Genomic DNA, 22920 nt, shown 5'->3' on the forward strand with positions numbered 1-22920 from the left:
ATTTTGATACTTTTGAGATGATGAAAATGCTGATTATCAGATGTCTGAGAAGAAAAAACCAACAAAAATATGCCGAAAATAAGTGAAAAATATTTTGGCGGGTCAAAGTTGGGTTAAAAGATATATAACATTTATGCCCCATATACTTATGTTTTTGCCAATAAAAACATAAAAAACGATCCGAATTATCGAATATAATTCACTATATTCGCACAATAAAATTGCATCTAAGAATGAAATGATTAAGGAGAAAAGCGACACTATCAGCAATGCTGTAGCAGAGTTGCAAAAGTTATTGACTAATATAGAGGAAGACTAACAGTATGGGAAATAATAAAATAACTATATCATTAGAGCAACAGTTTGGAGAAGTCCTAAACATTATTCTCCAACATAAAAGCCGTGCCACCGCAGCGGTCAATGAAGAGGTCTTGCTCACTGCTTGGCATGTGGGTGGATATGTATCGGCAAAACTGAAAAGTGAGGAATGGGGAAGCAAGGTCGTAACTCTATTGTCCGAATATATTCGTACCCATCGGCCTGATGTAAAAGGATATGGCAGGAGTAGTATCTATAATATGGTGAAGTTCTATGACGAGTATTCTTCAGAAACATTCCTTGCTACTGTCGAGAAGTATTTGAACACCGAATTTGTCCAACCAAGAATTGGACAAATTGAAATAAGTCAAATTTTACCACCATTAGAAAATTCTATGATTGTGCAGCCAAAAACTGCACAAATTGTCCAACCAGAAACTGGACAAATGCCTAAAGTGTTGGAATTAACCACAATGACCAATCACACGGTGATATTATCTCAATGCAAGAGCAATGAAGAAAGGATGTTCTATATCCTCTATGCCAATAAAGAGCATTTGGTAAAGCAAGAACTTCAACGTTGCATTGCCAATCAAACATACACGGAATTGCTAAGCAATAAAAAAAACATGTCGAAAGGGTTGCTTGAAGCATATCCCAATGCTCCGGTCATGTTCAAAGATACGCTATTTGTAGATTTCCTGAATTTGCCCAAAAAGCATAGTGAAACAAAGTTGAGAGATGGTTTGGTAGAACACATGAAGCAGTTTATTCTTGAACTTGGCAAAGATTTCATCTTCATGGATCAGGAGTATCGTCTCAATATCGGTGCATCTACATTTAAAGCTGATTTACTATTCTTCCATCGTGGCTTACAAGCATTGGTAGCTGTAGAACTGAAAAAGACAAAATTCCATCCGCGCGACCTCGGTCAGCTGGAGTTTTACTTGGAAGCTCTTGACCGTGATGTAAAGCGTTCTAACGAGAACCCATCTATCGGTATCATTCTTTGTCCCACGGCAGACCATGTGGTAGTGGAATATGCCATGAGCCGCAGTATGAGTCCAACCATGATAACCGAATACAAACGCATCCTCATTCCCCAAGAGCGTATGCAGCAACAGTTGAACGAATTTTGCAATCTATTTTTGAATAAAGACTGACAGACACATGGACACTAAGAAATTACGTCAAAAGATACTCGATCTTGCGATACACGGAAAACTTGTACCGCAAGACCTGAACGATGAGTCTGCATCAGTTCTCCTCGAACGAATCAAGGCTGAAAAAGAACGCCTGATAAAAGAGGGTAAAATCAAAAAGAGTAAGAAGTCAGCAAAAACTTCCGATACGCCCCATTATGAGCAGGTACCTTTTGAAATACCCAATTACTAGGTATTTCAAAAGGTTCCTGCTCATAATGGGGCATATGTATAGTAGACAATGAAACAACAGAAGGTGTATTATAATTTCTTATCACAACATATTGTGATAGTATTGTCAAAAATAAGCATATTCATTGTTTTGCAATGAAGGAAGGTTAATTTATGAAACTCATTGAGAATAATATGGCTTCTCTTTTCATATCGTTGAATCCCGCAGGTACAACTCACCTCATTATATTATTCCGGTACTGCGTCGGCGTAAGATTCGTGAGTTGCTTAAATGTACGGTTAAAATGGGTAATGGATTCGAATCCACACTCAACGGCTATTTGTGATATATCCATTCCTCCTACCTCCAACAGCTTGCAGGCATACCCCACTCGCATTTCCATAACATATTGCAAAAGAGTTTTTCCGGTATTCTCCTTAAAATAACGACAAAAGGCACTGGTGTTCATACTCGCCATTGAGGCTATCTCTTGCAGTCTGAGATTACGGGTATAGTTATTGTTAACGAAGGAAATGATTTTATCAATTCGCTTATTCCCCATAGCAGGAAACTTCCGGTAGTAATGCGGACTTGCCAGACTTCTTCTTTCAGAAGTAGTAGCCAGTTCCTGTAACAACTCCAGCAAGCCGCTTATCTGGTAGAAGCCGCTTAATAAAGGAAAGCCGGATATCAATTCACCTATCTTTGTGGTATTCTGCGACGGAAAGATGATGCCTCTTTCCGACTCTTCCAACAACATTTTAATTTGATGGAACTGCGGATAATGGTCAAAAGAATATTGCATGAAGTTCTGTTCAAACTGAATAATGGTTCCCTGTACACGTGAGGTAGTTTCCGCCGAACCATAAATATCATCGCTCCGCATGTAATGGGGCAGATTAGTACCAAACAATATCACATCACCTGCGGAGAACTTTTCAATGCAATCGCCCACAAAACATAACCCATGACTTTCTCTTACGCAAATAATCTCATACTGGCTATGAAAATGCCACGGATAGGTAAAACGATCATAATCGTAGCACCGCGCCTTAATCGGATTCGACTCCGATATAGGCAACTTTTCATTCATAATCGGTCGCCGCATATTCACATAATTCAATTCACATACAAATCTACACAAAAATATCGAACTGCAAGAAGCTGTTTTGAATTTACTTAGCAGTCGTCCTATCACTACCGGACAAAGCTGAAGAATATAAGCATATTCTCTTCTAAAAAGGCACATGCAAAGATCAGCATATATTCTGCAAAAATCCACTTATACCGAGATTACTTTTACACGTATATTTGCAGCCGATAATCAGTATAACTCATTAATACATAAACATTATGGAGAAAACTTGGAGATGGTTCGGCAAGAAAGATAAGATTACGCTCGACATGCTGCGTCAAATCGGTGTGGAAGGTATCGTTACCGCTTTGCACGATGTACCTAACGGAGAAATATGGACTAAAGAAGCCATCAATGATCTGAAAAAGTATATAGAATCTTATGGACTGCGCTGGTCTGTAGTGGAAAGTCTGCCCGTATGCGAAGCAATCAAATATGCCGGAACGGATCGTGACCAACTGATAGAGAACTACAAAGTCAGCTTGGCGAACTTGGGCAAGTGCGGTGTGAAAACGATATGTTATAACTTCATGCCTGTCATCGACTGGATACGCACGGACTTACAACATCCCTGGGCGGATGGAACTTCATCGCTCTATTTCGACCGTATCCGTTTCGCTTACTTCGACCTTCGCATTCTCCAACGTGAAGGAGCAGAAAAAGAATACTCGCCGGAAGAGTTGGCAAAAGTGGCTGAACTGGATAAGACAATCACCGAAGCTGAAAAAGACGAACTGATTGATACGATTATTGTAAAGACACAAGGTTTTGTAAACGGAAATATAAAAGAAGGAGACAAAAATCCGGTGAATATTTTCAGGAGTTTGTTGGCTTTATACAAAGGAATAGACCGTGACACCCTTCGTGAAAATATGCGTTATTTCCTTTCTGCGATTATGCCGGTATGTGAAGAATACGGCGTAAATATGTGCGTACATCCTGACGATCCTCCTTTCCAGGTATTGGGCCTGCCACGCATCGTTACGAATGAAGCAGATATTGCCTGGTTCCTGAATGCGGTCGATAATCCGCACAACGGACTGACTTTCTGCGCCGGTTCTCTCAGCGCAGGCGAGCATAATGATACGCGTGAATTGGCGAAGAAGTTTGCAAAACGCACCCACTTTGTTCACTTGCGCAGTACAGCAGCCATGCCCGGAGGTAATTTCATAGAAAGTTCCCATCTGGAAGGACGCGGGCATATCATTGACCTTATCCGCATCTTCGAGAAGGAAAATCCGGAACTGCCCATGCGCGTGGATCATGGACGAATGATGCTGGGAGATGAAGATAAAGGCTATAATCCCGGATACTCATTCCACGGACGCATGTTGGCATTGGCACAGGTGGAAGGAATGATGGCTGTGGTGCGGGATGAGTTAAAGGAGTGATTAGCGGTAAGTGATTAATGATAAGTGAATAATAAACAAGTGATTATATAAAAAGAACATTATGAACGAACAATTCAGTATTGCAGGCAAAGTAGCCGTCATCACCGGTGCAGGTGGTGTATTAGGCGGTAGCATCGCTAAATGCTTCATGCAACAAGGCGCCAAGGTAGTAGCCGTCGACATTCGTCAGGAACAATTAGACAAACGTGTGGAAGAACTGAGAATTTACGGTGAAGATGTGATCGGTATCGTTGGCAATGTGCTGGACATTGCCAGTCTCGAAAAACTGGCAGACGATATCGTTGCCAAATGGGGACGTGTGGATATTCTGCTTAATATTGCCGGAGGTAACATGCCGGGCGCTACCCTTTCCCCTGAGCAAAATTTCTATGACATGGATATTTCTTGCTGGGAAAAGGTAACCAACTTGAACATGAACGGAACAGTTTACCCGTCTTTGGTATTCAGCAAGATTATGGCAAAACAGGGTAAAGGCTGTATTGTCAACGTATCTTCCATGGCTGCATACAGTGCCATCACTCGTGTTCCGGGATACTCTGCAGCCAAGACGGCGGTAGCTAACTTTACCCAGTGGCTGGCAAGCGAACTGGCATTGAAGTACGGAGACGGTATTCGCGTAAACGCCATCGCTCCGGGCTTCTTCATCGGCGACCAGAATCGTGCCGTACTCATTAATCCGGACGGCTCGCTGACAGACCGTAGTAAGAAGGTATTGGCTAAAACTCCCATGAAACGCTTCGGTGATATCAATGAATTGAACGGTGCCGTGCAATTCCTGTGCAGTGATGCCGCCAGTTTCGTTACGGGTGCATTACTCCCGATAGATGGTGGTTTCAGTGCTTTCAGTGGTGTCTGATAGTTAATTCAGAAAGACATTTTTCATCCGCAGGTGACGCTGATGACACGAATTTTATTCAAATTCTCCGCGTCATCAGCGTTATTTACGGATGAAAAATAATAAATTTATTTCTTGCTAAGTAAGTGTTCATAATTAGTTTATACTTTGACAGTATCTGTCATGCTGAGCGTAGTCAAAGCATCTCTTCTCCTGAAATACAAAGGGGGATCCTTCGACTACGCTCTGACTATTCCTCAATGAAATAATAAAAGAGGTTTTGAGCGAAGCTAATGACAGATACTATAAGATAAGTAAACATGAGTACTTAAGTATTTATCCTGCATCATCCCTACTGCAAGAATCAATAATCCCTCTCCACCTACGCTATCTTGCGATTAATCACCTCCATTTTCTCTTCCTGCAACACCTTTTTGTATTCAATGGGGGTTACTTTGATGAAATGTTTCAGATAGCTGTCCCAGTTGTCGAGAATCCTACGTGCAAGGGGGCTTTGCGTGTATCCGGCATGGGAGGAAATCAACTGATGGAGTTCGCGGTTCTCTGACTGGTCTTCAATCAGTGAGAGTTCCACCATTTCCATGTTGCAGTTTGAGTCGAAGTTGCCGTCCATGTCCAGTACATAAGCCAGGCCGCCGCTCATGCCGGCGGCGAAGTTCTTGCCGGTGACGCCCAGGACAACAGTCCGTCCTCCGGTCATGTACTCGCAACAGTGGTCGCCGGCGCCTTCTACAACGGCAATGGCACCGCTGTTGCGGACGCAGAAGCGCTCGCCTACGATGCCGTTGATGTACACTTCGCCAGAGGTGGCGCCGTAGAGCAATGTATTACCGGCAATGCTGTTGTTCTCGGGGAGGAAGCCGGCATTTGCAGGCGGAGATACGATGATTCTCCCACCCGAAAGGCCTTTGCCCAGGTAGTCGTTTGCTTCTCCCTCTAACCGGAAAGTAATTCCATGGGCAAGGAAGGCGCCGAAGCTTTGTCCTGCTGAGCCGTGAAACTTCACCTGTATTGTATCGTCCGGCAGTCCGGCGTTCCCGTAATGCTTGGCGATTACGCCTGAAAGCATGGCGCCTGCCGAGCGGTCGGTATTCATGATGCGTTGTTCTATTTCGACCGGCGCCGGGGTGACTTGTTCACGGTCAAGCACCGAAGAAATTAACCCACAATCAAGTACCTGGGCAATCAGCCCACAATCAACCACCTGACCAACCTTATGCTCCTGCCCCCTCGCCCAACGAATATCATGCTGACCACCACAGAAATACATCAACCTGGACAAGTCCAACTTCCTCGTCTTCTCATTCAACATCCCCTGCCTTACCTCAAGCAAATCACTCCGCCCCACTATCTCCTCCAGACTGCGGAATCCCATCTGCGCCAGATGCTCACGTACTTCCTGCGCCAGGAATGTCATGAAATTAACGACATACTCATGCTTCCCCCTGAAACGCGCACGCAACTTCTCATCCTGCGTCGCCACCCCCACGGGACACGTATTCTGATGACACTTCCTCATCATCACACACCCCAGCACAATCAACGCACTGGTAGCAAAACCAAATTCCTCCGCCCCAAGTAAAGCCGAAACAATGATATCTTTGCCGGTCTTTAGTTGCCCATCCGTCTGCAAACGAATATACCCCCGCAGATTATTCATCACCAGCGTCTGTTGTGTCTCCGCCAATCCAAGCTCGCCCGGCATACCGGCATGTTTCACCGAACTAATCGGACTTGCCCCTGTTCCACCTTCGCCGCCACTGATAATAATACGGTCAGCTTTAGCCTTGGCAACCCCCGCAGCAATAGTTCCTACCCCACTTTCGGACACAAGCTTCACACTAATCTCAGCCGACGGATTAACATTCTTCAAGTCGAATATCAACTGCGCCAAATCCTCAATCGAATAAATATCATGATGCGGAGGCGGCGAAATCAGCGTAATGCCGGGAATGGAATGGCGCGTCTTCGCAATAATCTCATTCACCTTAAAGCCCGGAAGCTGCCCCCCTTCACCCGGTTTGGCACCCTGCGCCACTTTAATTTGCAGTTCGTCGGCATTCACCAGATACTCGGCAGTCACCCCGAAACGCCCCGAAGCAATCTGCTTGATGGCGCTCCGGCGGTTCAATCCGTCTTCTCCCGGCAAGAAGCGTTCAGGGTTTTCACCACCCTCACCGGTATTGCTCCGCCCGTGTATCGTGTTGAGCGCAATAGCCATCGCCTCGTGCGCCTCCTTGCTGATAGACCCGAACGACATGGCGCCCGTAACAAACCGGCGGGTAATCGCCTCCACCGGTTCCACTTCGGAGATATCAATCGGACTGCGCTTGTAAGCAAAGAAATCGCGCAGAAACACAGGCTGTATCTTTTCGTCCACAATGCGGGTGTACTCCTTGAACTTCTCATAATCGCCCAGCCGTGTTGCAATTTGCAGCTTACTGATTGTTTCGGGATTCCACGCATGATACTCTCCGTTCTTGCGGTAGGCGTAGAAACCTTCATTCTGCAAACCACCGTTCTGCAAGCAATCGCTTCCGCCATCACCATTGCCGAACGCACTGCTGCCGCCATTTCCAAACGCCTCGAAATGGTCATGCAACGCATCCTCCGCCACATCCCCCAACTCAATCCCCCCGACGGGAGACGTCATACCGCGGAAATAATCATCCAGCATCTTCTGCCCGATACCCACCGAAGCAAATATCTGCGCCCCGCGATAACTACGCAAAGTCGAAATACCCATCTTCGAGAGAATCTTCAGCAGCCCCTTGTTCACGGACTTAATGTAATTCTTCTCCGCCGTATGGTAATCCAACTGTATCTCGTGCGAGCCGACTGCATTCTCCAGTATGGAAAATATCATATACGGATTCACCGCCGTAGCCCCAAAGCCCAGCAACAGGGCAAAGTGCATCACCTCGCGCACTTCCGCCGTTTCTACTACGATGGCAATCTGCATCCGCTTCTTCTTGTTTATCAAATGATGGTGCACTGCCGAAACTGCAAGCAAAGAAGGAATCGCCGCCTGCTTCCCGTTCACCTCTTTGTCGCTCAGAATGACGTAGTTATACCCTTCGTTCACCGCCTCTTCCGTCCGGTTGCAGATGTCGGCGATGGCTTTGGCAAGCTCACTTTCGGCATCACCCTCTGTGCTGAACAGCATAGGAATTGTCACAGTGCGGAAACCCTTATACCCCAGATGCCGCAAAATATCGAGGTCGGTATTGTTGATGACGGGCGTTTGCAGTTTCACCATCTTACACAACTCGGGCGAAGGGTCAAGCAAATTGCCGTCCTGCGTGCCGATATAGAGCGAAAGCGACATGACCAGTTCTTCGCGGATAGGGTCAATGGGCGGGTTGGTTACCTGGGCAAACAGTTGCTTGAAGTAATTAAACAGTCGCAACGGCTTCTCCGAAAGCACCGCCAGAGGCGTGTCGTTCCCCATCGAGCCTACCGGTTCCTTGCCGTCGGTGGTCATGGGCAGGATGATTTTCTCTACGTCTTCCTTCGTATAGCCGAAGGCCTTCAGCAACTGCGCATGGTTCTCCGCCCTGTGCTTCACCGTGCGCCCGGAGTGGATATTGGAAAGAATAATCCGGTTTTTCGACAGCCACTCCACGTAGGGTTGCGCCTGCGCCAGTTCACCTTTCAGTTCGGGGTCGTAGATGATTCTGCCTTCCTGCGTATCCACCATCAGCATCTTGCCCGGTTGAAGCCTTCCTTTCTCGCGTATTTCGGAAGCGTCGAAAGGCAGTACGCCTGCCTCGGAGGCTACAACGAGGATGTCGTTCCGGGTAATGAGGTAGCGTGCGGGGCGCAGTCCGTTGCGGTCGAGCATGCCGCCGGCGTATCGTCCGTCGGTGAAAAGCAGGGTGGCTGGACCGTCCCACGGCTCCATGATGATGCTGTGGTATTCGTAGAAGGCTTTCAGGTCGGCAGGTATCGGGTTCTTGTCGTTCCAGCTTTCGGGGACAAGCATGGCGAGAGCGTGGGGCAATGATTTGCCGGACATGACGAGGTATTCCAGCACATTGTCCAGCGAGGCGCTGTCGCTCATGCCCGGTTGTATGATGGGGAAAAGCTCGTCGTTGTTGCCCAGCCCGGGGGCGTTGAGGATGCTTTCGCGGGCTTCCATCCAATAGCGGTTTCCGCGGATGGTGTTGATTTCGCCGTTGTGACCTATCAGGCGGAAGGGCTGCGCCAAGTCCCACGTGGGGAAGGTATTGGTGCTGAAACGGGAGTGGACAAGTGCGAGTCCGCTGGTGAAGTAAGGGTTGGTCAGGTCGGGGAAGTAGTCGCGCAGTTGGGTGGAGGTCAGCATACCTTTGTAGACGATTCGTTGCGAGGAGAGGCTGACGATGTAGAAGCTGCGCGTGTCGGGCAAAAGGGAGTTGCGTATTTGCTTCTCCGTCTTTTTGCGGGCGATGTAGAGCTTCTGTTCCAGGTCGACGCTTGAAAGGTTTGGGTCGGTTACGAAGATTTGTTTGATTACCGGTTCGTTCTCGCGGGATATGTCTCCCAGGATATCGCTGCGGACGGGCACTGTGCGCACGGCAAGCAGGTTGAGGTTTTCTTGCGCCAGTACGCTGTTCAGGACGTCCATGCAGAGGGCGGACTGTTCTTCGTCGCGTGGGAGAAAGAGCAGGCCGGTGCCGTACTTTCCCCGTTCGGGGACGGGGATGCCTTGCAGCAGGATGAACTCATGCGGTATTTGAAGCATGATTCCTGCGCCGTCGCCTGTTTTGTTGTCGGCGCTTTCGGCTCCGCGGTGCAGCATGTTTTCCAGTACCTGCAAGCCTTGTTCGACGATATCGTGGGACTTGTTTCCGTGTATGTCAATTACCAGCCCCACGCCGCAGGCATCGTGCTCGAATTCGGGGTTATATAAGTTTTTTTGTTTCATTTCCATAAATACATATTATATGAGTGTTAAGTATATGCGGCTTATTTATTAAGACAATTTACTTCACATCGCACTTAGTTAAAAGACCGTCCAGAACATATTCTGAGAGGGGGTAGTCTAAGTATACGACTGAGGATATCTCGGTCGTATACTTAGGGTATCTCAGTCGTATACAGAGATAGGCTCAGTATGGGAGTGAATTTCACTTATCAGTCTCACCTGATAAACAGCAACTCCCTGTACTTAGGCAACGTCCACATTTCATTATCCACCGTCAGCTCCAGCTTGTCGATATGATACCGAATCTCGTCGAAGTAAGGTGCTATCTTCTCGCAATACATCAACGCCTTTTCGCGTTCATTCTCTATCCTGTTCGCCGTCTTGCGGGCTTCAACCATTTCATCCGTCTTTACTTTGATAAAGTTCAGATGGTCGGCAATATCCTCGATGATAACCAAATCCTGGGCGGCGATTTTACTTGCCTTCTCCTTATCGTACAAGGCGAATATGCGGGAAACATTCTCGAGCAGCAGTCCCTGGTAACGAGTAGCCACGGGAATAATATGATTCATCGCCAAGTCGCCCAGCACGCGCGCCTCAATCTGTATCTTCTTCGTGTACTGCTCCCATTTCACCTCGTTGCGCGCATGAAGCTCTCGCTCGCTCAACACCCCCGATTCGGTAAACAGACCGATTGTCCGGGGAGCGACGTAAGCATCGAATATCACCGGAACCCTCGTCTCACAATCCAGTCCCCGCTTCTCCGCTTCCTGCTTCCACTCCTCACTATACCCGTTTCCATCGAAACGAACAGCCCTGGATTCGCGGATATTCTTCTGAATCATGGCAAACACAGCCTCTTCCGTCGTCTTTCCCCGGGCTATCAAGGCATCTACGCCGGCTTTAAACTCCTTCAACTGCCCCGCCACCGCCGTATTCAATGCCAGCATCGAAGCAGCGCAATTGGCAGAAGAACCTACCGCACGAAACTCGAAACGATTGCCCGTAAATGCGAACGGGGAAGTGCGGTTGCGGTCGGTGTTATCCACCATAATTTCAGGTATATAGTTCAGCGACAGCCGCGTACCGGTTTTCTCGCTCAACTCAATGTCCCTGATTCCTTTAATTACTTCTATCTCGTCCAGCAGCGCTGAAATCTGCGAACCCATGAAAATAGAGATAATAGCAGGCGGCGCTTCATTCGCCCCCAGGCGGTGGGCATTGGTGGCAGACGAGATACTCGCCTTGAGCAAAGCGTTGTTCCTGTAAACCGCCATCAGCACGTTCGACACGAATGCGATGAACTGAAGATTCTCTTTCGCATTCTTGCCCGGCCCCAGGAGGTTGACGCCCGTATCCGTTCCAAGCGACCAATTGTTGTGCTTGCCCGAACCGTTGATGCCCTTAAACGGCTTTTCGTGAAGCAACACCTTGAACCCGTGCGACTCGGCAACGACGTCCATAACGGACATCAGCAGCAGATTGTGGTCGACTGCCAGGTTGCATTCTTCGTAAATCGGCGCCAGCTCAAACTGATTGGGCGCCACTTCGTTATGGCGGGTCTTCACGGGGATGCTCAGTTTGTAGCATTCGTACTCCAGGTCGCGCATGAACGCCGCCACACGGGTGGGTATGGAGCCGAAGTAATGGTCTTCCAACTGCTGGTTCTTGGCGCTGTCGTGCCCCATCAGTGTGCGACCGGTAAGCGCCAAGTCCGGACGGGCGTTGTACAGCGCTTTGTCTACCAGGAAGTATTCCTGCTCCCAGCCCAGGTAGGAATATACCTTTCTCACGTTCTCGTCAAAGTAGCGGCAGACATCCGTTGCCGCCTTATCCACGGCTGCAATTGATTTCAGCAGGGGTGTTTTATAATCCAGCGCTTCGCCCGTATAAGAGATGAAAATGGTGGGGATGCACAGGGTATCTTTCATGATGAATGCAGGCGATGAAGGGTCCCAGGCGGTGTATCCGCGTGCTTCGAAAGTATTGCGGATGCCGCCTGAGGGGAAGCTGGATGCATCCGGTTCTTGCTGGACAAGCAGTTTGCCTGAGAATTCTTCAATCATTCCGCCGTTGCCGTCGAAGTCGACAAAGGCGTCGTGTTTCTCGGCAGTGCCGTCGGTGAGCGGGTGAAACCAGTGGGTGTAGTGCGTTGCGCCCATCTCCATGGCCCACATGCGCATGCCTGCGGCTACGTGGTTGGCGACTTCGCGGGGGAGGGAGTCGCTCTTGTCGATGGCGTTCAGCACCAGCTTCAGGGTTTCTTTGGACAAGTATTTGCGCATGTTGTTCCTGTCGAACACGTATTTACCGAAATAATCGGAAGTCTTGGCAGCCGGCGCCTGAACTTCTACAGCCTTTCTTTTGGAGGCTTCCTCTACAGCTTTGAATCGTAACATAAGATGTTGGGTATTAAATGATTAAATTAAGCTCCTTACTTCAGGAAGATATTATTTGCCGCACACTCCTCGACCATACTCTCGGGCCAGATGCTGGCTTGCACCTCACCAATATGCGCGCACCGCAACAGGAACATGCAAAGACGCGACTGCCCGATGCCGCCGCCTATGGACAACGGAAGTCTGTCTTCCAGCAAGCTTTTATGGAACAGGAGTTCCTTCCGTTCTTCACAACCCCGAATGCCGAGTTGCAACAGCAAAGCCGCCTTGTCCACCCTGATTCCCATGGAAGATATCTCAAAAGCTGATTCAAGCACAGGATTCCATACGATAATATCTCCGTTGAGTCCCTTGTGCCCGTCTCCGGTGGGCATGCTCCAGTCGTCATAGTCGGGCGAGCGGCCGTCGTGTATTTTGCCGTCGGCAAGCTCGCCGCCAATGCCGATAATGAACACCGCGCCGTACTTCCTGGCTACCTCAGTCTCCCGCTCACGGGGCGAAAGCTCCGGATACTCCGCCAGCAAATCTTCCGAATGGACGAAGGTTATCTCGCGGGGCAATACCGGACTGATTTGCGGATAGGCTCTGGAAATAAAAGCCTCGGTATCGAGCAGTGCCCGATATATCTTGCGGACAATCGACTTGAGGAAATCGAGATTGCGGTTGGCTTTTGTGATAGTCCTCTCCCAGTCCCACTGGTCTACGTAGAGCGAATGCAGGTTATCCAACTCTTCGTCGGCGCGTATGGCGTTCATGTCGGTATAAAGCCCTTTACCGGGTTCCATGCCGTAAGCGCCGAGTTTCATGCGTTTCCACTTGGCGAGGGAATGAACGATTTCTGCCCTTCGCCCGCCCACGGCGGGTATCTCGAAAGATACGGGACGCTCCGTGCCGTTGAGGTTGTCGTTGATGCCCGTGCCCGAAAGCACAAACAAGGGTGCTGTTACCCGTTTCAGGTTCAACGCCTGTGACAGCTCGTCCTGAAACTTCTGCTTAATCTCTTTAATTGCCTGCTCCATATCTTCGGGAGCGACAGCAGGTTTATAACCTTTTGGAATAATTGTTGCCATAATCTGAATGTATTTAAGTGTTATTTATGAGGGTATGTCAAAAGCCTGTGGGTACTATATACTTCTCCCAGTCCGCAAAGCATCGTGATGCTTCACAGAATATAAATCGAGCCGACTTTGTCCTGATTGTCAGCCCTCTATATGTGTTTAGTTATCCCCGTGAAGGGGAAATTGTTTCACCGGCCCATTCGCTGTATCGCTTCAATCGTATTGTCCCGCGTACCGAAAGCAGTCATCCGGACAAAGCCTTCTCCGCTTGCGCCAAACCCTACGCCGGGGGTACAAACAATCTGGTATTCATTCAATAATTTATCGAAAAACTCCCAGGAAGATATTCCGGCAGGAGTCTGAACCCATATATAAGGCGCATTCACTCCGCCATAGCTCGTATAGCCCAAAGCGTTTAAGCCTTCTTTAATGATACGGGCATTTTCCATGTAATAATCAATGGTCTGCCTGATTTGCTTCTTCCCTTCGGGAGAATAAACAGCCTCTGCCGCCCGTTGTACAATGTAAGCCGTTCCGTTGAATTTAGTGGACTGTCTGCGGTTCCATAACGCGTTCAGCGCATACTCCTTCCCCGTTTTATCAAACGCTTTCAACGCTTTGGGTACCACCGTGTAGCCGCATCGCACTCCGGTGAATCCGGCAGTTTTGGAGAAACTCCTGAATTCGATAGCCACTTGCGTCGCTCCTTCTATCTCGTAAATGCTGTGTGGAATATCCTCCTGCGTGATAAAAGCCTCGTATGCGGCATCAAACAATATCAGCGATTTGTTCTCCAGCGCATAATCAACCCAGTGCTTTAGCTGCTCCCTGGTCAGCGTGGTGCCTGTCGGATTGTTCGGATAGCAGAGGTAAATCATGTCCACCTTCCTGTCGGGTATCCGGGGAATAAACCCATTCTCGGGAACAGCCGGAAGATATTCTATTCTGCTCCATCTCCCGTTATGACAGTCTCCTGCGCGCCCTGCCATCGCATTGGTATCCAAGTAAACCGGGTAAACGGGATCCGTGATAGCTACCGTATTGCCGGCATCCAGCACATCGCCGATATTACCCGTATCGCTTTTAGCACCGTCACTTACGAATATTTCATCGACATCGAGTGAAATTCCCCGTTGGTGGAAATCATTCCTGATAATAGCTTCTTTCAGAAACAAGTAGCCGGACTCTGGGGCATATCCCCTCATGGTCGATGCTTCGCCCATCTCTTCAACGGCTTTATGCATGGCTGCAACAACTGCCGGAGCCAGCGGTTGGGTAACATCGCCGATGCCCAGGCTTATTATGTTTCTCTCAGGGTTTGCCTCTTTATACCGGTTCACCTTTTTCGCTATCTCAGAAAACAGGTAACTGTCGGACAATTTAGGGAAGTTCTCGTTTATTTGTATCATAGGTTCTTAAAATATTAATCAGCTATTTGTATCACAGATCCTTGAAATATCAATCAGTTATCCGTATTACAGATTCCTGAAACATTAATCAGTTGAAAAGCATCCTGTATAGACGGTAACCGCATCTCCTGTCATATAGACGTGGTTATCGTTTCTCCATTCAATTAATAGCTCGCCACCCGGCAGGTTTATTGTCGCTTTACGTTCCAGACGTCCGGTAAGCACCCCTGCCACTACAACCGCGCAAGCTCCTGTTCCGCAGGCTTGTGTCTCCCCTGTTCCCCGCTCCCAAACCCGAACGCGCGCCTCGTGCGGAGAGAGGATTTCCACAAATTCAACGTTGGTGCGTTCAGGAAACAGCCTGAATGATTCAATCTTCTTACCTATCGTTTCTAACGCTAATTCTTCTGTGCTTTCTACAAATATAATCGTGTGCGGATTTCCCATAGAAACACAGGTTATCCTGTATTGTTCAGGAGAGAAATCTACCAAACAATCTATCAGCCTTTCCTCATCATGTATCACCGGAATGTCGGAAGAACGCAGAACCGGCTCCCCCATATCCACACAGACCGTTTTTATCTTCCCTTTCTCAGGAAACAGCAGCAAGTGTTTAATCCCGGCTTTCGTCTCCAACGAAATACTCGTCTTGTCTGTCAGACCATTATCATAAACATACTTCCCCACACACCGTGCAGCATTTCCGCACATCTGCGATTCCGAACCATCGGGATTAAACATTCTCATCCGAAAATCCGCCTTATCGGAAGGCATAATCAGCACCAACCCATCCGACCCGATTCCTTTGTGGCGGTCGCTCACCCATTTTGCCAATTCACCGGGACACTTCACCGACTCCTTAAAACAGTTGATGTAAACGTAATCGTTTCCAATACCATGCATCTTCGTAAATTCCATTTTTCTTCTATTTTGGATATTTCAGTAGCAAAAGGAAATAAATAACGCCGCAAAGGTAGCATAAAGATTTTATTTCCAATACAATTATATCATATTTTTCATTTATAAGTTATAAATATAGCAAAATGACGGCAAAAAGATATGATTATTCGTATTGTTTATCATAAAAAACGAGATATACAATCTTTCTGTTAACGAAGTAAGGCAGATACTTTTATAATATATCATATTGCAATCAATTCGCAATATAAATATCCAATATGAAACAAATACAAATAAAAAGATAACATTTAGCATCAGATTCACTTGTGCAATAGAAATAATGTAATTACATTTGCGCCAAATAAAAATATCCCCATTAAAAGCCGGGATGAATACAGATAGTAACTAACTTCAAGAATACAGATAGAAATATGTGTGGCATCGTAGGATATATAGGAAAACAAAACGCATTTCCTATTTTAATAAAAGGTCTGCATCGCCTGGAATACCGGGGGTACGATAGCGCCGGCGTTGCATTAATCAGTCCGGAGAATCAATTAAATATCTATAAAGCCAAAGGCAGGGTTTCAAAACTGGAAAACTCATGCAAAAGCAAAGACGTTTCCGGTCACATCGGCATTGCCCATACACGATGGGCTACACATGGCGAGCCTAATCATAGCAACGCTCATCCTCATTATTCGCAATCCGAAAACTTAGCTTTAATCCACAATGGAATTATAGAAAACTATGTTGTATTAAAAGAGAAGTTGATACAAAAAGGCTACACCTTTCAAAGCGAGACTGATACGGAAGTGCTTGTGCAATGGATTGAATATATAAAAGAAAGTAATAAAACCGATACGCTTGCGGCTGTTCAGTTGGCACTGAAGCAAGTAATCGGCGCTTATGCCATTGCTGTTATCGACAAACAGCATCCCGACCATATCATTGCCGCCCGGAAAAGCAGTCCGCTGGTAGTTGGTATCGGTGAAAATGAGTTTTTCATTGCTTCCGATGCTTCCCCTATTATAGAATACACCAACAAAGTAATATATGTGGAAGATGAAGAGATTGTGATTCTTTCCCAATCCGGTCAACCTAAAATCATCAGTTTATCGAATGTGGAGAAAACGCCACAAATCACTCAATTGGAAATGGATTTGCAGAAACTGGAGAAAGGAGGCTACCCACATTTCATGTTGAAAGAAATCTTTGAGCAACCCCGAACATTACGTGATTGCATGAGAGGACGTATCAATGTTGATTGCAACAACCTGGCTCTTTCCGGTATTTTCAATCACAAAGAGAAATTCCTGAAAGCGCGCCGCATACTTATCCTTGCGTGCGGAACTTCCTGGCATGCCGGTCTGATTGGCGAATATATATTGGAAGAGTTCTGCCGTATTCCGGTAGAAGTGGAATATTCCTCTGAATTCCGGTACCGGAATCCGGTTCTTTATCCGGATGATGTTGTGATTGCCATTTCCCAGTCCGGCGAAACAGCCGATACGCTGGCAGCTATCGAACTGGCAAAAAAAGCAGGGGCATTCGTTTATGGAATATGCAACGTGGTTGGTTCTTCTATTTCCCGCAATACACATTCAGGTTCCTACACACATGTAGGGCCGGAAATCGGTGTAGCATCAACAAAGGCATTCACCGCACAAGTACTGGTTCTCATCATGATGGCGCTTGCCATAGGAAAAGAAAGAAATAGTATTTCTCAAAAGCAATATGAACAAATCCTGTCCGAACTGGACTTAATACCGGAGAAAATCAAAAGCATACTGAAACAGAATCAGGCAATAGAAGACTTATCAAAGATATTCACATACGCCCACAACTTTATCTATATGGGACGAGGTTACTCTTACCCGATTGCTATGGAAGGCGCATTGAAACTGAAAGAAATATCGTATATTCATGCGGAAGGCTATCCGGCAGCAGAGATGAAGCATGGCCCCATTGCGCTAATTGACAACGAAATGCCGGTAGTGGTAATTGCGACACACGATGCTACGTATGAAAAAACAATCAGCAACATGCAGGAGATAAAGGCACGCAACGGACGGATTCTCGCCATCGTAAATAAATCAGACGACAACATAAAGAAGATTGCCGATTATATCATAGAGATTCCGCAAACGGAGGAATGCCTGGGACCATTGCTGTCCATCATTCCTTTGCAATTACTATCCTACCATATTGCCGTAAAGAAAGGGCGGGATGTGGATATGCCAAGAAATCTGGCAAAGTCGGTAACTGTGGAGTAACTGTGTCCCTTATAATTCAATTAACGTATGAACAAGCAAAAATCAACAGCCATATTATTAATGCATTGCCCCGATCAACCCGGTATTATTGCTATGGTTACCAACTTTATCAATGTCAATAGAGGAAATATCATCTACTTGGATCAACATGTAGACCTGGAACAGAATGTTTTCTTTATGCGAATCGAATGGGAACTGCAGGATTTTACCATCCCAAGAAACAAGATTAAAGAATACTTCGAAACACTCTATGCCTCTAAGTATCAGATTTATTTCCGCTTGTATTTCAATGACTATAAACCCAAGATGGCTATTTTCGTATCAAAAATATCTCACTGCATATACGATCTTCTAGCCAGATATGCAATGGGAGAATGGAATGTAAACATCCCGCTAATCATTAGCAACCATCCGGATCTTGAACCGGTAGCCGAACGTTTTTACATACCCTTCCACCTGCATCCGATTACGAAAGAAAACAAGCATGAACAAGAGAAAGCAGAACTTACCCTCCTTCAGGAATATGAGGTCGATTTTATTGTACTGGCTCGCTATATGCAGGTAATAACGGAAAACATGATTAACAAATACCCCAACCGGATAATCAACATACACCACTCCTTTCTGCCGGCATTTGTTGGCGCCAAGCCCTATCATGCCGCTTTCGAAAGAGGGGTTAAACTGATCGGCGCTACAAGCCATTATGTAACAACCGACTTGGACGCAGGGCCAATCATTGAACAGGATATTGCACGTATTTCCCATAAAGATACGGTAGAAACATTAATCCACAAAGGTCAGGATCTTGAAAAAATAGTCCTTTCCAGAGCTGTGGAAAAACATATTCAACGGAAAATTCTTACATACAAGAATAAAACAGTGGTTTTCAACTAAGACAGGAAAAGCGAAAATTCTCTTGAATCGCATCAAAAGAATAAATATCTTTGTAGCGTATTTTATCTAACCGATATACTAAATTCAATGAGAAACGAACATTGCACCCATGTTTTGGGGTTAACCCATCCTCCTATTCCAACTGTACGCATCGGACTTATAGGATTAGGCAATCGAGGTTTGATGACCCTGAAACGTTATATGATCATAGAGCATGTGGAAATCAAAGCATTGTGCGAAATACGTCCCGGAAATCTTGCCAAAGGGCAAGCGGTATTAACCCAGGGCGGGCATCCTACCGCTGTAGGCTATACAGGAAAGGACGGCTGGCAAAAGATGTGTTGTAATCCGGATATTGACCTCATCATTATATGTACAGACTGGCTGACACATACCCCTATGGCTACTTATGCCATGAAACAAGGTAAGCATGTAGCCATAGAAGTACCGGCAGCCATGACCGTAGCAGAGTGTTGGCAGTTGGTTGACACAGCCGAGCATACCCGACGCCACTGCATCATGCTGGAGAATTGTTGTTATGATGCCTTTGCACTAACCACCTTGAACATGGCCGGAAAAGGTTTATTTGGTGAAATCATGCACGCAGAAGGAGCGTATATACACGACCTGCGCGCAATCTACTTCTTCGATGAAAACGAAGGTGGTTTCCATAACCAATGGAACACAGCCTATTGCATGAAACATACCGGAAATCCTTATCCCACACATGGCTTAGGTCCAATCTGCCAGATTATGAATATTCATCGGGGCGACCGCATGAACTACCTCGTATCCATGTCCACTCAACAAGCCGGAATGACGGAATATGCCCGCCGTACTTTCGGTGAAGAATCAACCGAAGCAAAACAGACTTATCTAATGGGAGATATCAACACCACTCTTATCCATACCATCAAGGGAAAAACAATTCAACTCCAGCATTGTACGGTGCATCCTCGCCCTTACAGCCGTTCACATACCATTTGCGGAACGCGAGGGTTTGCACAAAAATATCCGGTATCCACCATCATTCTGGAAGATGCACAATCCGAAAAAACAACTAACGAAACGACTGAAGAACTTTTGCTACGTTACCGGCATCCATTCACAGCAATCATCGGAAAAGAAGGAAATCGCAAGGGTGTACCGAACGAGATGAATTACATCATGGACTATCGACTCATCTATTGCCTGCATCACGGTCTTCCTTTAGACATGGACGTGTATGATGCCGCCGAATGGTCATGCATCACAGAACTTAGCGAACAATCCGTATTAAATGGTAGCCGTCCGGTAGAAATACCCGATTTTACGCGTGGGGCGTGGGAATAAAACAAATCATTATTCTTCTATTACAAACTGTCCTTCCTTCCAGACATACGTTATAGGACGGCGAATGTATGGTTCCAGTTTTCCGGCAACATCCTTTTCCATATATTCGGGAGTAGTAAAAGTAAGAGTCAAGGTGTCGCTCTCTGCGGTAAGGTCAGCTTTCATAAGTAGCATGTCCGCCTTCTCACCTGCATCCCGTACCTCATAGTTCAACAAAGTATCGGGCATCGACAAGAAGTCCTCCATCCGGGGAAGTGTCAGGAATGAAGAAGCCGACAGTTCTTCCCAGCCTATTGTATAGAAATGAATATCGCTATCACATACAGGAGCACATGCCGTAGATACAACACAAATCACTTTGGTACTGTCGTTCGTAGCCAGGAGCTTCATTTGCCATGAGCTTTGAGGTGTCATCTGTACGCGAATATAATCAGGAGAAAGTTCCGTCATTTCCGACTTACTGCCAAAACGGTTGGTTACCTCCGCTTTCATATTGCTTTCAAGAAAATCAATACAGTCCGCACGGTTCACGGATGTAAGCAACGGACTGAGGCTGTCCGGCATATTGATAAAATAGCTTTTGGCTTCCTGCGCCTGCAAAGCATATACACAGGCATAAGCCAAACATAAAAACACACTTAATTTCTTTATCATATTATTTCTGTTATTAGAACCAAGAACACAATTCTTCCAAAAAACGCGCATCTGTTTCATCAAAGGTATTTAGGCTTTCACTATCTATATCAAGAACACCCCACACTTCACCGTCTGCACGAAGTAACGGGACAACAATCTCCGAACGAGACAACGAACTGCAAGCAATATGTCCGGGAAACGCATCGACATCAGGTACAACAAGCGTCTCCGCCCTTTCCCATGATGCGCCACAAACACCCCGCCCTTTCTTAATCCTTGTACAAGCTACCAGTCCCTGGAAAGGTCCGAGTACCAATTCCCCTCCTTTCACCAGATAGAAGCCTGCCCAGAAGAAACCGAAAGTTTCTTTCAACGCCGCCGAAACATTTGCCAAATTAGCAATGAGGTCATCCTCGCCCGCAATCAGGCTCTTTATTTGAGGAAGCAAAGTCTGATACTTTTCCGCTTTGCTGCCGTTGCTGACAGATAATTTTTCTGCCATATTATAAATGTTCTTCTTCATAATCTTCCACTAAATCAGAAATCAAATCTAATTCAAGAAAATCCTTATCATCAGCCGATATCTCATTAGTAACAACTTTCAGCAACTCTTCAACTCTTGCACAAGCTGCTTTGTACTGTTTCTCTGTTTTTATCTTTGTCATACAACTTACAATTTCTACGTAGGTCTCACAAATATACAATCTTAGGCATTGGAACAGTCTTTCTTATCATATTCTTTATGAGTACCTATAAAACGGATAAAAACCTTTTTAGCAGCAAATAACACTATTACAACTAATCCGTAGTCATTACCTTTTATATTAAACACATATCTGTCATTAGCTACATAATCAACACTGTTAAATGTTTGTTTAATATCAGCCAGACATGTCCACTCCGCTTTCTCTGTTTTCTTATACCAATCGCGCAAAAGTATATCAGCATCGGCATGTTTTGTTACGTAATCCCTTATGGCTGCAAATGATATTATTCTCATGACATGCTAATTTTAATACAAAGACAATTGCAGGCTTCTAATAAACAAAACATTTTTCTAATATTCAGAAGTTATTAAAGTTTTATTGTTATGCCTATCTATACTTATTTACTTCCCAAATATAAGAAGAACATTCCAATCAATACTAAAATGAGGTCGGCAGCCTTACTTTTTAAATTCTTTTCACGGAAAAAGAGTGCGCCAAAGAGGAAAGATACCACTACACTGCCACGGCGAACCATAGAAACAATAGAAATCATAGAGTCTTCATAGCTCAGGGCATAGAAATAAACGAAGTCGGCGGCACAGAGGAAAATAGAAATCAGGATGATAGTCCAATCCCAACGAAATGGAGTATTTCCTTTGCGTTTCGGATACCATAATAAAAGGATGACAGGACACATGATAAACACCTGATAAACATTATACCATGACTGTACAACCATAGGATTGAACTGCTTCATCAGATATTTATCATACAGACCACTGATAGCTCCGGTGATGGCAGCCAATACAATAAAATAAATCCATTTATTGTGTTTAAAGTCAATTCCTTCCTTTTTGCCCGAACGGCTTAACATCAGAAAAGAAAGTATGGCAAGCATAACTCCTATCCATTGATACAAATTCAGTCGCTCACCAAATATCAACATAGCGCCTACTAATACCATCACAGGACGGGTAGCATTAATCGGCCCTACAATCGTCAGCGGCAAATGCTTCATGCCGAAATAGCCGAATATCCAGGAAGAAAGAACGATAAAGGACTTGATTATGATGAATTGATGCACTTCCCACCCAACAACAGGCACATTGAATATTGTTCCTCCCAACATCGGGGTAAAGGTGGATATCAATATAAAGGGAAGAAATATCAGACTTGAAAATACCGTGTTCAGGAACAAAACGGGAAGTACGGCATTGTCGCGTAACGATTGCTTTTTGAAAGCATCATAAAATCCCAGTAAGACGGCTGAGAGAAAGGCTAATAATTAGGGTGTCCAGTTTTACG

16 protein-coding genes and 2 pseudogenes are annotated in these 22920 nt (G+C 46.0%); 7 read left to right on the forward strand and 11 right to left on the reverse strand.

Features of this window, described 5'->3' with window-relative positions:
• Positions 1-323 precede the first annotated feature (323 nt).
• Together B2Z67_RS08775 and B2Z67_RS08780 are read left to right on the forward strand one after the other, a co-directional pair.
• Entirely contained in the window at positions 324-1481 is a 1158-nt protein-coding gene (locus tag B2Z67_RS08775; protein ID WP_291529448.1) for a PDDEXK nuclease domain-containing protein, read from the forward strand.
• Positions 1482-1488: 7 nt separating this feature from the next.
• Positions 1489-1707: pseudogene (locus tag B2Z67_RS08780) on the forward strand (restriction endonuclease subunit S); the annotation flags it as partial.
• 220 nt (positions 1708-1927) lie between these two features.
• On the opposite strand, the gene B2Z67_RS08785 reads toward B2Z67_RS08780, so the two are convergent.
• Entirely contained in the window at positions 1928-2974 is a 1047-nt protein-coding gene (locus B2Z67_RS08785) for a helix-turn-helix domain-containing protein (protein WP_414630796.1), read from the reverse strand.
• A 71-nt stretch (positions 2975-3045) separates the two neighbouring features.
• Here B2Z67_RS08785 and uxuA point away from each other — a divergent pair, with 71 nt between their 5' ends.
• A complete protein-coding gene (uxuA, locus tag B2Z67_RS08790; RefSeq protein ID WP_291529450.1) occupies positions 3046-4218 on the forward strand; it encodes a mannonate dehydratase in 1173 nt (390 codons plus the stop codon).
• 61 nt (positions 4219-4279) lie between these two features.
• Positions 4280-5095 carry an SDR family oxidoreductase gene (locus B2Z67_RS08795; RefSeq protein ID WP_291529451.1) on the forward strand — a complete coding sequence of 272 codons (816 nt, stop codon included), beginning with the start codon at positions 4280-4282 and terminating at the stop codon, positions 5093-5095.
• Between the two features lie 361 nt (positions 5096-5456).
• On the opposite strand, the gene gltB is transcribed toward B2Z67_RS08795, so the two are convergent.
• The 5 genes from gltB to dapF all read right to left on the reverse strand — a co-directional run bounded on the left by gltB (position 5457) and on the right by dapF (position 15788).
• Positions 5457-10004, reverse strand: coding sequence for a glutamate synthase large subunit (gene gltB, locus B2Z67_RS08800; protein ID WP_414630797.1), 4548 nt, complete (start codon positions 10002-10004; stop codon positions 5457-5459).
• 215 nt (positions 10005-10219) lie between these two features.
• Positions 10220-12403 carry a glutamine synthetase III gene (locus tag B2Z67_RS08805; RefSeq protein ID WP_291529453.1) on the reverse strand — a complete coding sequence of 728 codons (2184 nt, stop codon included), beginning with the start codon at positions 12401-12403 and terminating at the stop codon, positions 10220-10222.
• 35 nt (positions 12404-12438) lie between these two features.
• Complete coding sequence (gene asnA, locus B2Z67_RS08810) at positions 12439-13473, reverse strand: aspartate--ammonia ligase (RefSeq protein WP_291529454.1); 1035 nt, start codon at positions 13471-13473, stop codon at positions 12439-12441.
• A 176-nt stretch (positions 13474-13649) separates the two neighbouring features.
• The gene (locus B2Z67_RS08815; protein ID WP_291529455.1) at positions 13650-14870 is read right to left on the reverse strand and encodes an LL-diaminopimelate aminotransferase; all 1221 of its coding nucleotides are present in this window, start codon (positions 14868-14870) and stop codon (positions 13650-13652) included.
• A gap of 84 nt (positions 14871-14954) precedes the next feature.
• Positions 14955-15788 carry a diaminopimelate epimerase gene (gene dapF, locus B2Z67_RS08820; protein WP_291529456.1) on the reverse strand — a complete coding sequence of 278 codons (834 nt, stop codon included), beginning with the start codon at positions 15786-15788 and terminating at the stop codon, positions 14955-14957.
• Positions 15789-16201: 413 nt separating this feature from the next.
• On the opposite strand from dapF, the gene glmS reads away from it, so the two are divergent.
• The 3 genes from glmS (at position 16202) to B2Z67_RS08835 (ending at position 20272) form a co-directional block, all read left to right on the forward strand.
• Complete coding sequence (glmS, locus tag B2Z67_RS08825) at positions 16202-18046, forward strand: glutamine--fructose-6-phosphate transaminase (isomerizing) (RefSeq protein ID WP_291529457.1); 1845 nt, start codon at positions 16202-16204, stop codon at positions 18044-18046.
• A 27-nt stretch (positions 18047-18073) separates the two neighbouring features.
• A complete protein-coding gene (gene purU / locus B2Z67_RS08830) occupies positions 18074-18940 on the forward strand; it encodes a formyltetrahydrofolate deformylase (RefSeq protein ID WP_291529458.1) in 867 nt (288 codons plus the stop codon).
• A gap of 87 nt (positions 18941-19027) precedes the next feature.
• On the forward strand, positions 19028-20272 hold the full coding sequence (locus tag B2Z67_RS08835; protein ID WP_291529459.1) for a Gfo/Idh/MocA family protein: 1245 nt from the start codon (positions 19028-19030) through the stop codon (positions 20270-20272).
• A gap of 9 nt (positions 20273-20281) precedes the next feature.
• Here the strand turns inward: B2Z67_RS08835 and B2Z67_RS08840 are convergent, their stop codons facing one another.
• The 5 genes and pseudogenes from B2Z67_RS08840 to B2Z67_RS08860 form a co-directional block, all read right to left on the reverse strand.
• A complete protein-coding gene (locus B2Z67_RS08840; protein WP_291529460.1) occupies positions 20282-20926 on the reverse strand; it encodes a DUF3256 family protein in 645 nt (214 codons plus the stop codon).
• A 13-nt stretch (positions 20927-20939) separates the two neighbouring features.
• Positions 20940-21410, reverse strand: a complete 471-nt coding sequence (locus B2Z67_RS08845; RefSeq protein WP_291529463.1) for a GAF domain-containing protein — start codon at positions 21408-21410, stop codon at positions 20940-20942.
• 1 nt (position 21411) lies between these two features.
• On the reverse strand, positions 21412-21573 hold the full coding sequence (locus B2Z67_RS08850) for an XRE family transcriptional regulator (protein WP_291529461.1): 162 nt from the start codon (positions 21571-21573) through the stop codon (positions 21412-21414).
• Between the two features lie 41 nt (positions 21574-21614).
• Positions 21615-21908 (reverse strand): type II toxin-antitoxin system HigB family toxin, encoded by a 294-nt coding sequence (locus tag B2Z67_RS08855; RefSeq protein ID WP_291529462.1) that lies wholly within the window; start codon positions 21906-21908, stop codon positions 21615-21617.
• A 104-nt stretch (positions 21909-22012) separates the two neighbouring features.
• Positions 22013-22900, reverse strand: a pseudogene (locus B2Z67_RS08860) (EamA family transporter); the annotation flags it as partial.
• Positions 22901-22920: the final 20 nt, after the last annotated feature.

It is taken from the genome of Bacteroides sp. UBA939 (assembly GCF_002293435.1).
Lineage (GTDB): Bacteria > Bacteroidota > Bacteroidia > Bacteroidales > Bacteroidaceae > Bacteroides.

Coding starts and splice junctions, on each gene's coding strand:
- B2Z67_RS08795 (WP_291529451.1), top strand. CDS start 4,280: ATGAACGAACAATTCAGTATTGCAGGCAAAGTAGCCGTCATCACCGGT.
- B2Z67_RS08835 (WP_291529459.1), top strand. CDS start 19,028: ATGAGAAACGAACATTGCACCCATGTTTTGGGGTTAACCCATCCTCCT.
- B2Z67_RS08805 (WP_291529453.1), bottom strand. CDS start 12,403: ATGTTACGATTCAAAGCTGTAGAGGAAGCCTCCAAAAGAAAGGCTGTA.
- purU (WP_291529458.1), top strand. CDS start 18,074: ATGAACAAGCAAAAATCAACAGCCATATTATTAATGCATTGCCCCGAT.
- B2Z67_RS08775 (WP_291529448.1), top strand. CDS start 324: ATGGGAAATAATAAAATAACTATATCATTAGAGCAACAGTTTGGAGAA.
- B2Z67_RS08855 (WP_291529462.1), bottom strand. CDS start 21,908: ATGAGAATAATATCATTTGCAGCCATAAGGGATTACGTAACAAAACAT.
- B2Z67_RS08840 (WP_291529460.1), bottom strand. CDS start 20,926: ATGATAAAGAAATTAAGTGTGTTTTTATGTTTGGCTTATGCCTGTGTA.
- uxuA (WP_291529450.1), top strand. CDS start 3,046: ATGGAGAAAACTTGGAGATGGTTCGGCAAGAAAGATAAGATTACGCTC.
- dapF (WP_291529456.1), bottom strand. CDS start 15,788: ATGGAATTTACGAAGATGCATGGTATTGGAAACGATTACGTTTACATC.
- glmS (WP_291529457.1), top strand. CDS start 16,202: ATGTGTGGCATCGTAGGATATATAGGAAAACAAAACGCATTTCCTATT.
- B2Z67_RS08850 (WP_291529461.1), bottom strand. CDS start 21,573: ATGACAAAGATAAAAACAGAGAAACAGTACAAAGCAGCTTGTGCAAGA.
- asnA (WP_291529454.1), bottom strand. CDS start 13,473: ATGGCAACAATTATTCCAAAAGGTTATAAACCTGCTGTCGCTCCCGAA.
- B2Z67_RS08815 (WP_291529455.1), bottom strand. CDS start 14,870: ATGATACAAATAAACGAGAACTTCCCTAAATTGTCCGACAGTTACCTG.
- B2Z67_RS08845 (WP_291529463.1), bottom strand. CDS start 21,410: ATGGCAGAAAAATTATCTGTCAGCAACGGCAGCAAAGCGGAAAAGTAT.
- gltB (WP_414630797.1), bottom strand. CDS start 10,004: ATGAAACAAAAAAACTTATATAACCCCGAATTCGAGCACGATGCCTGC.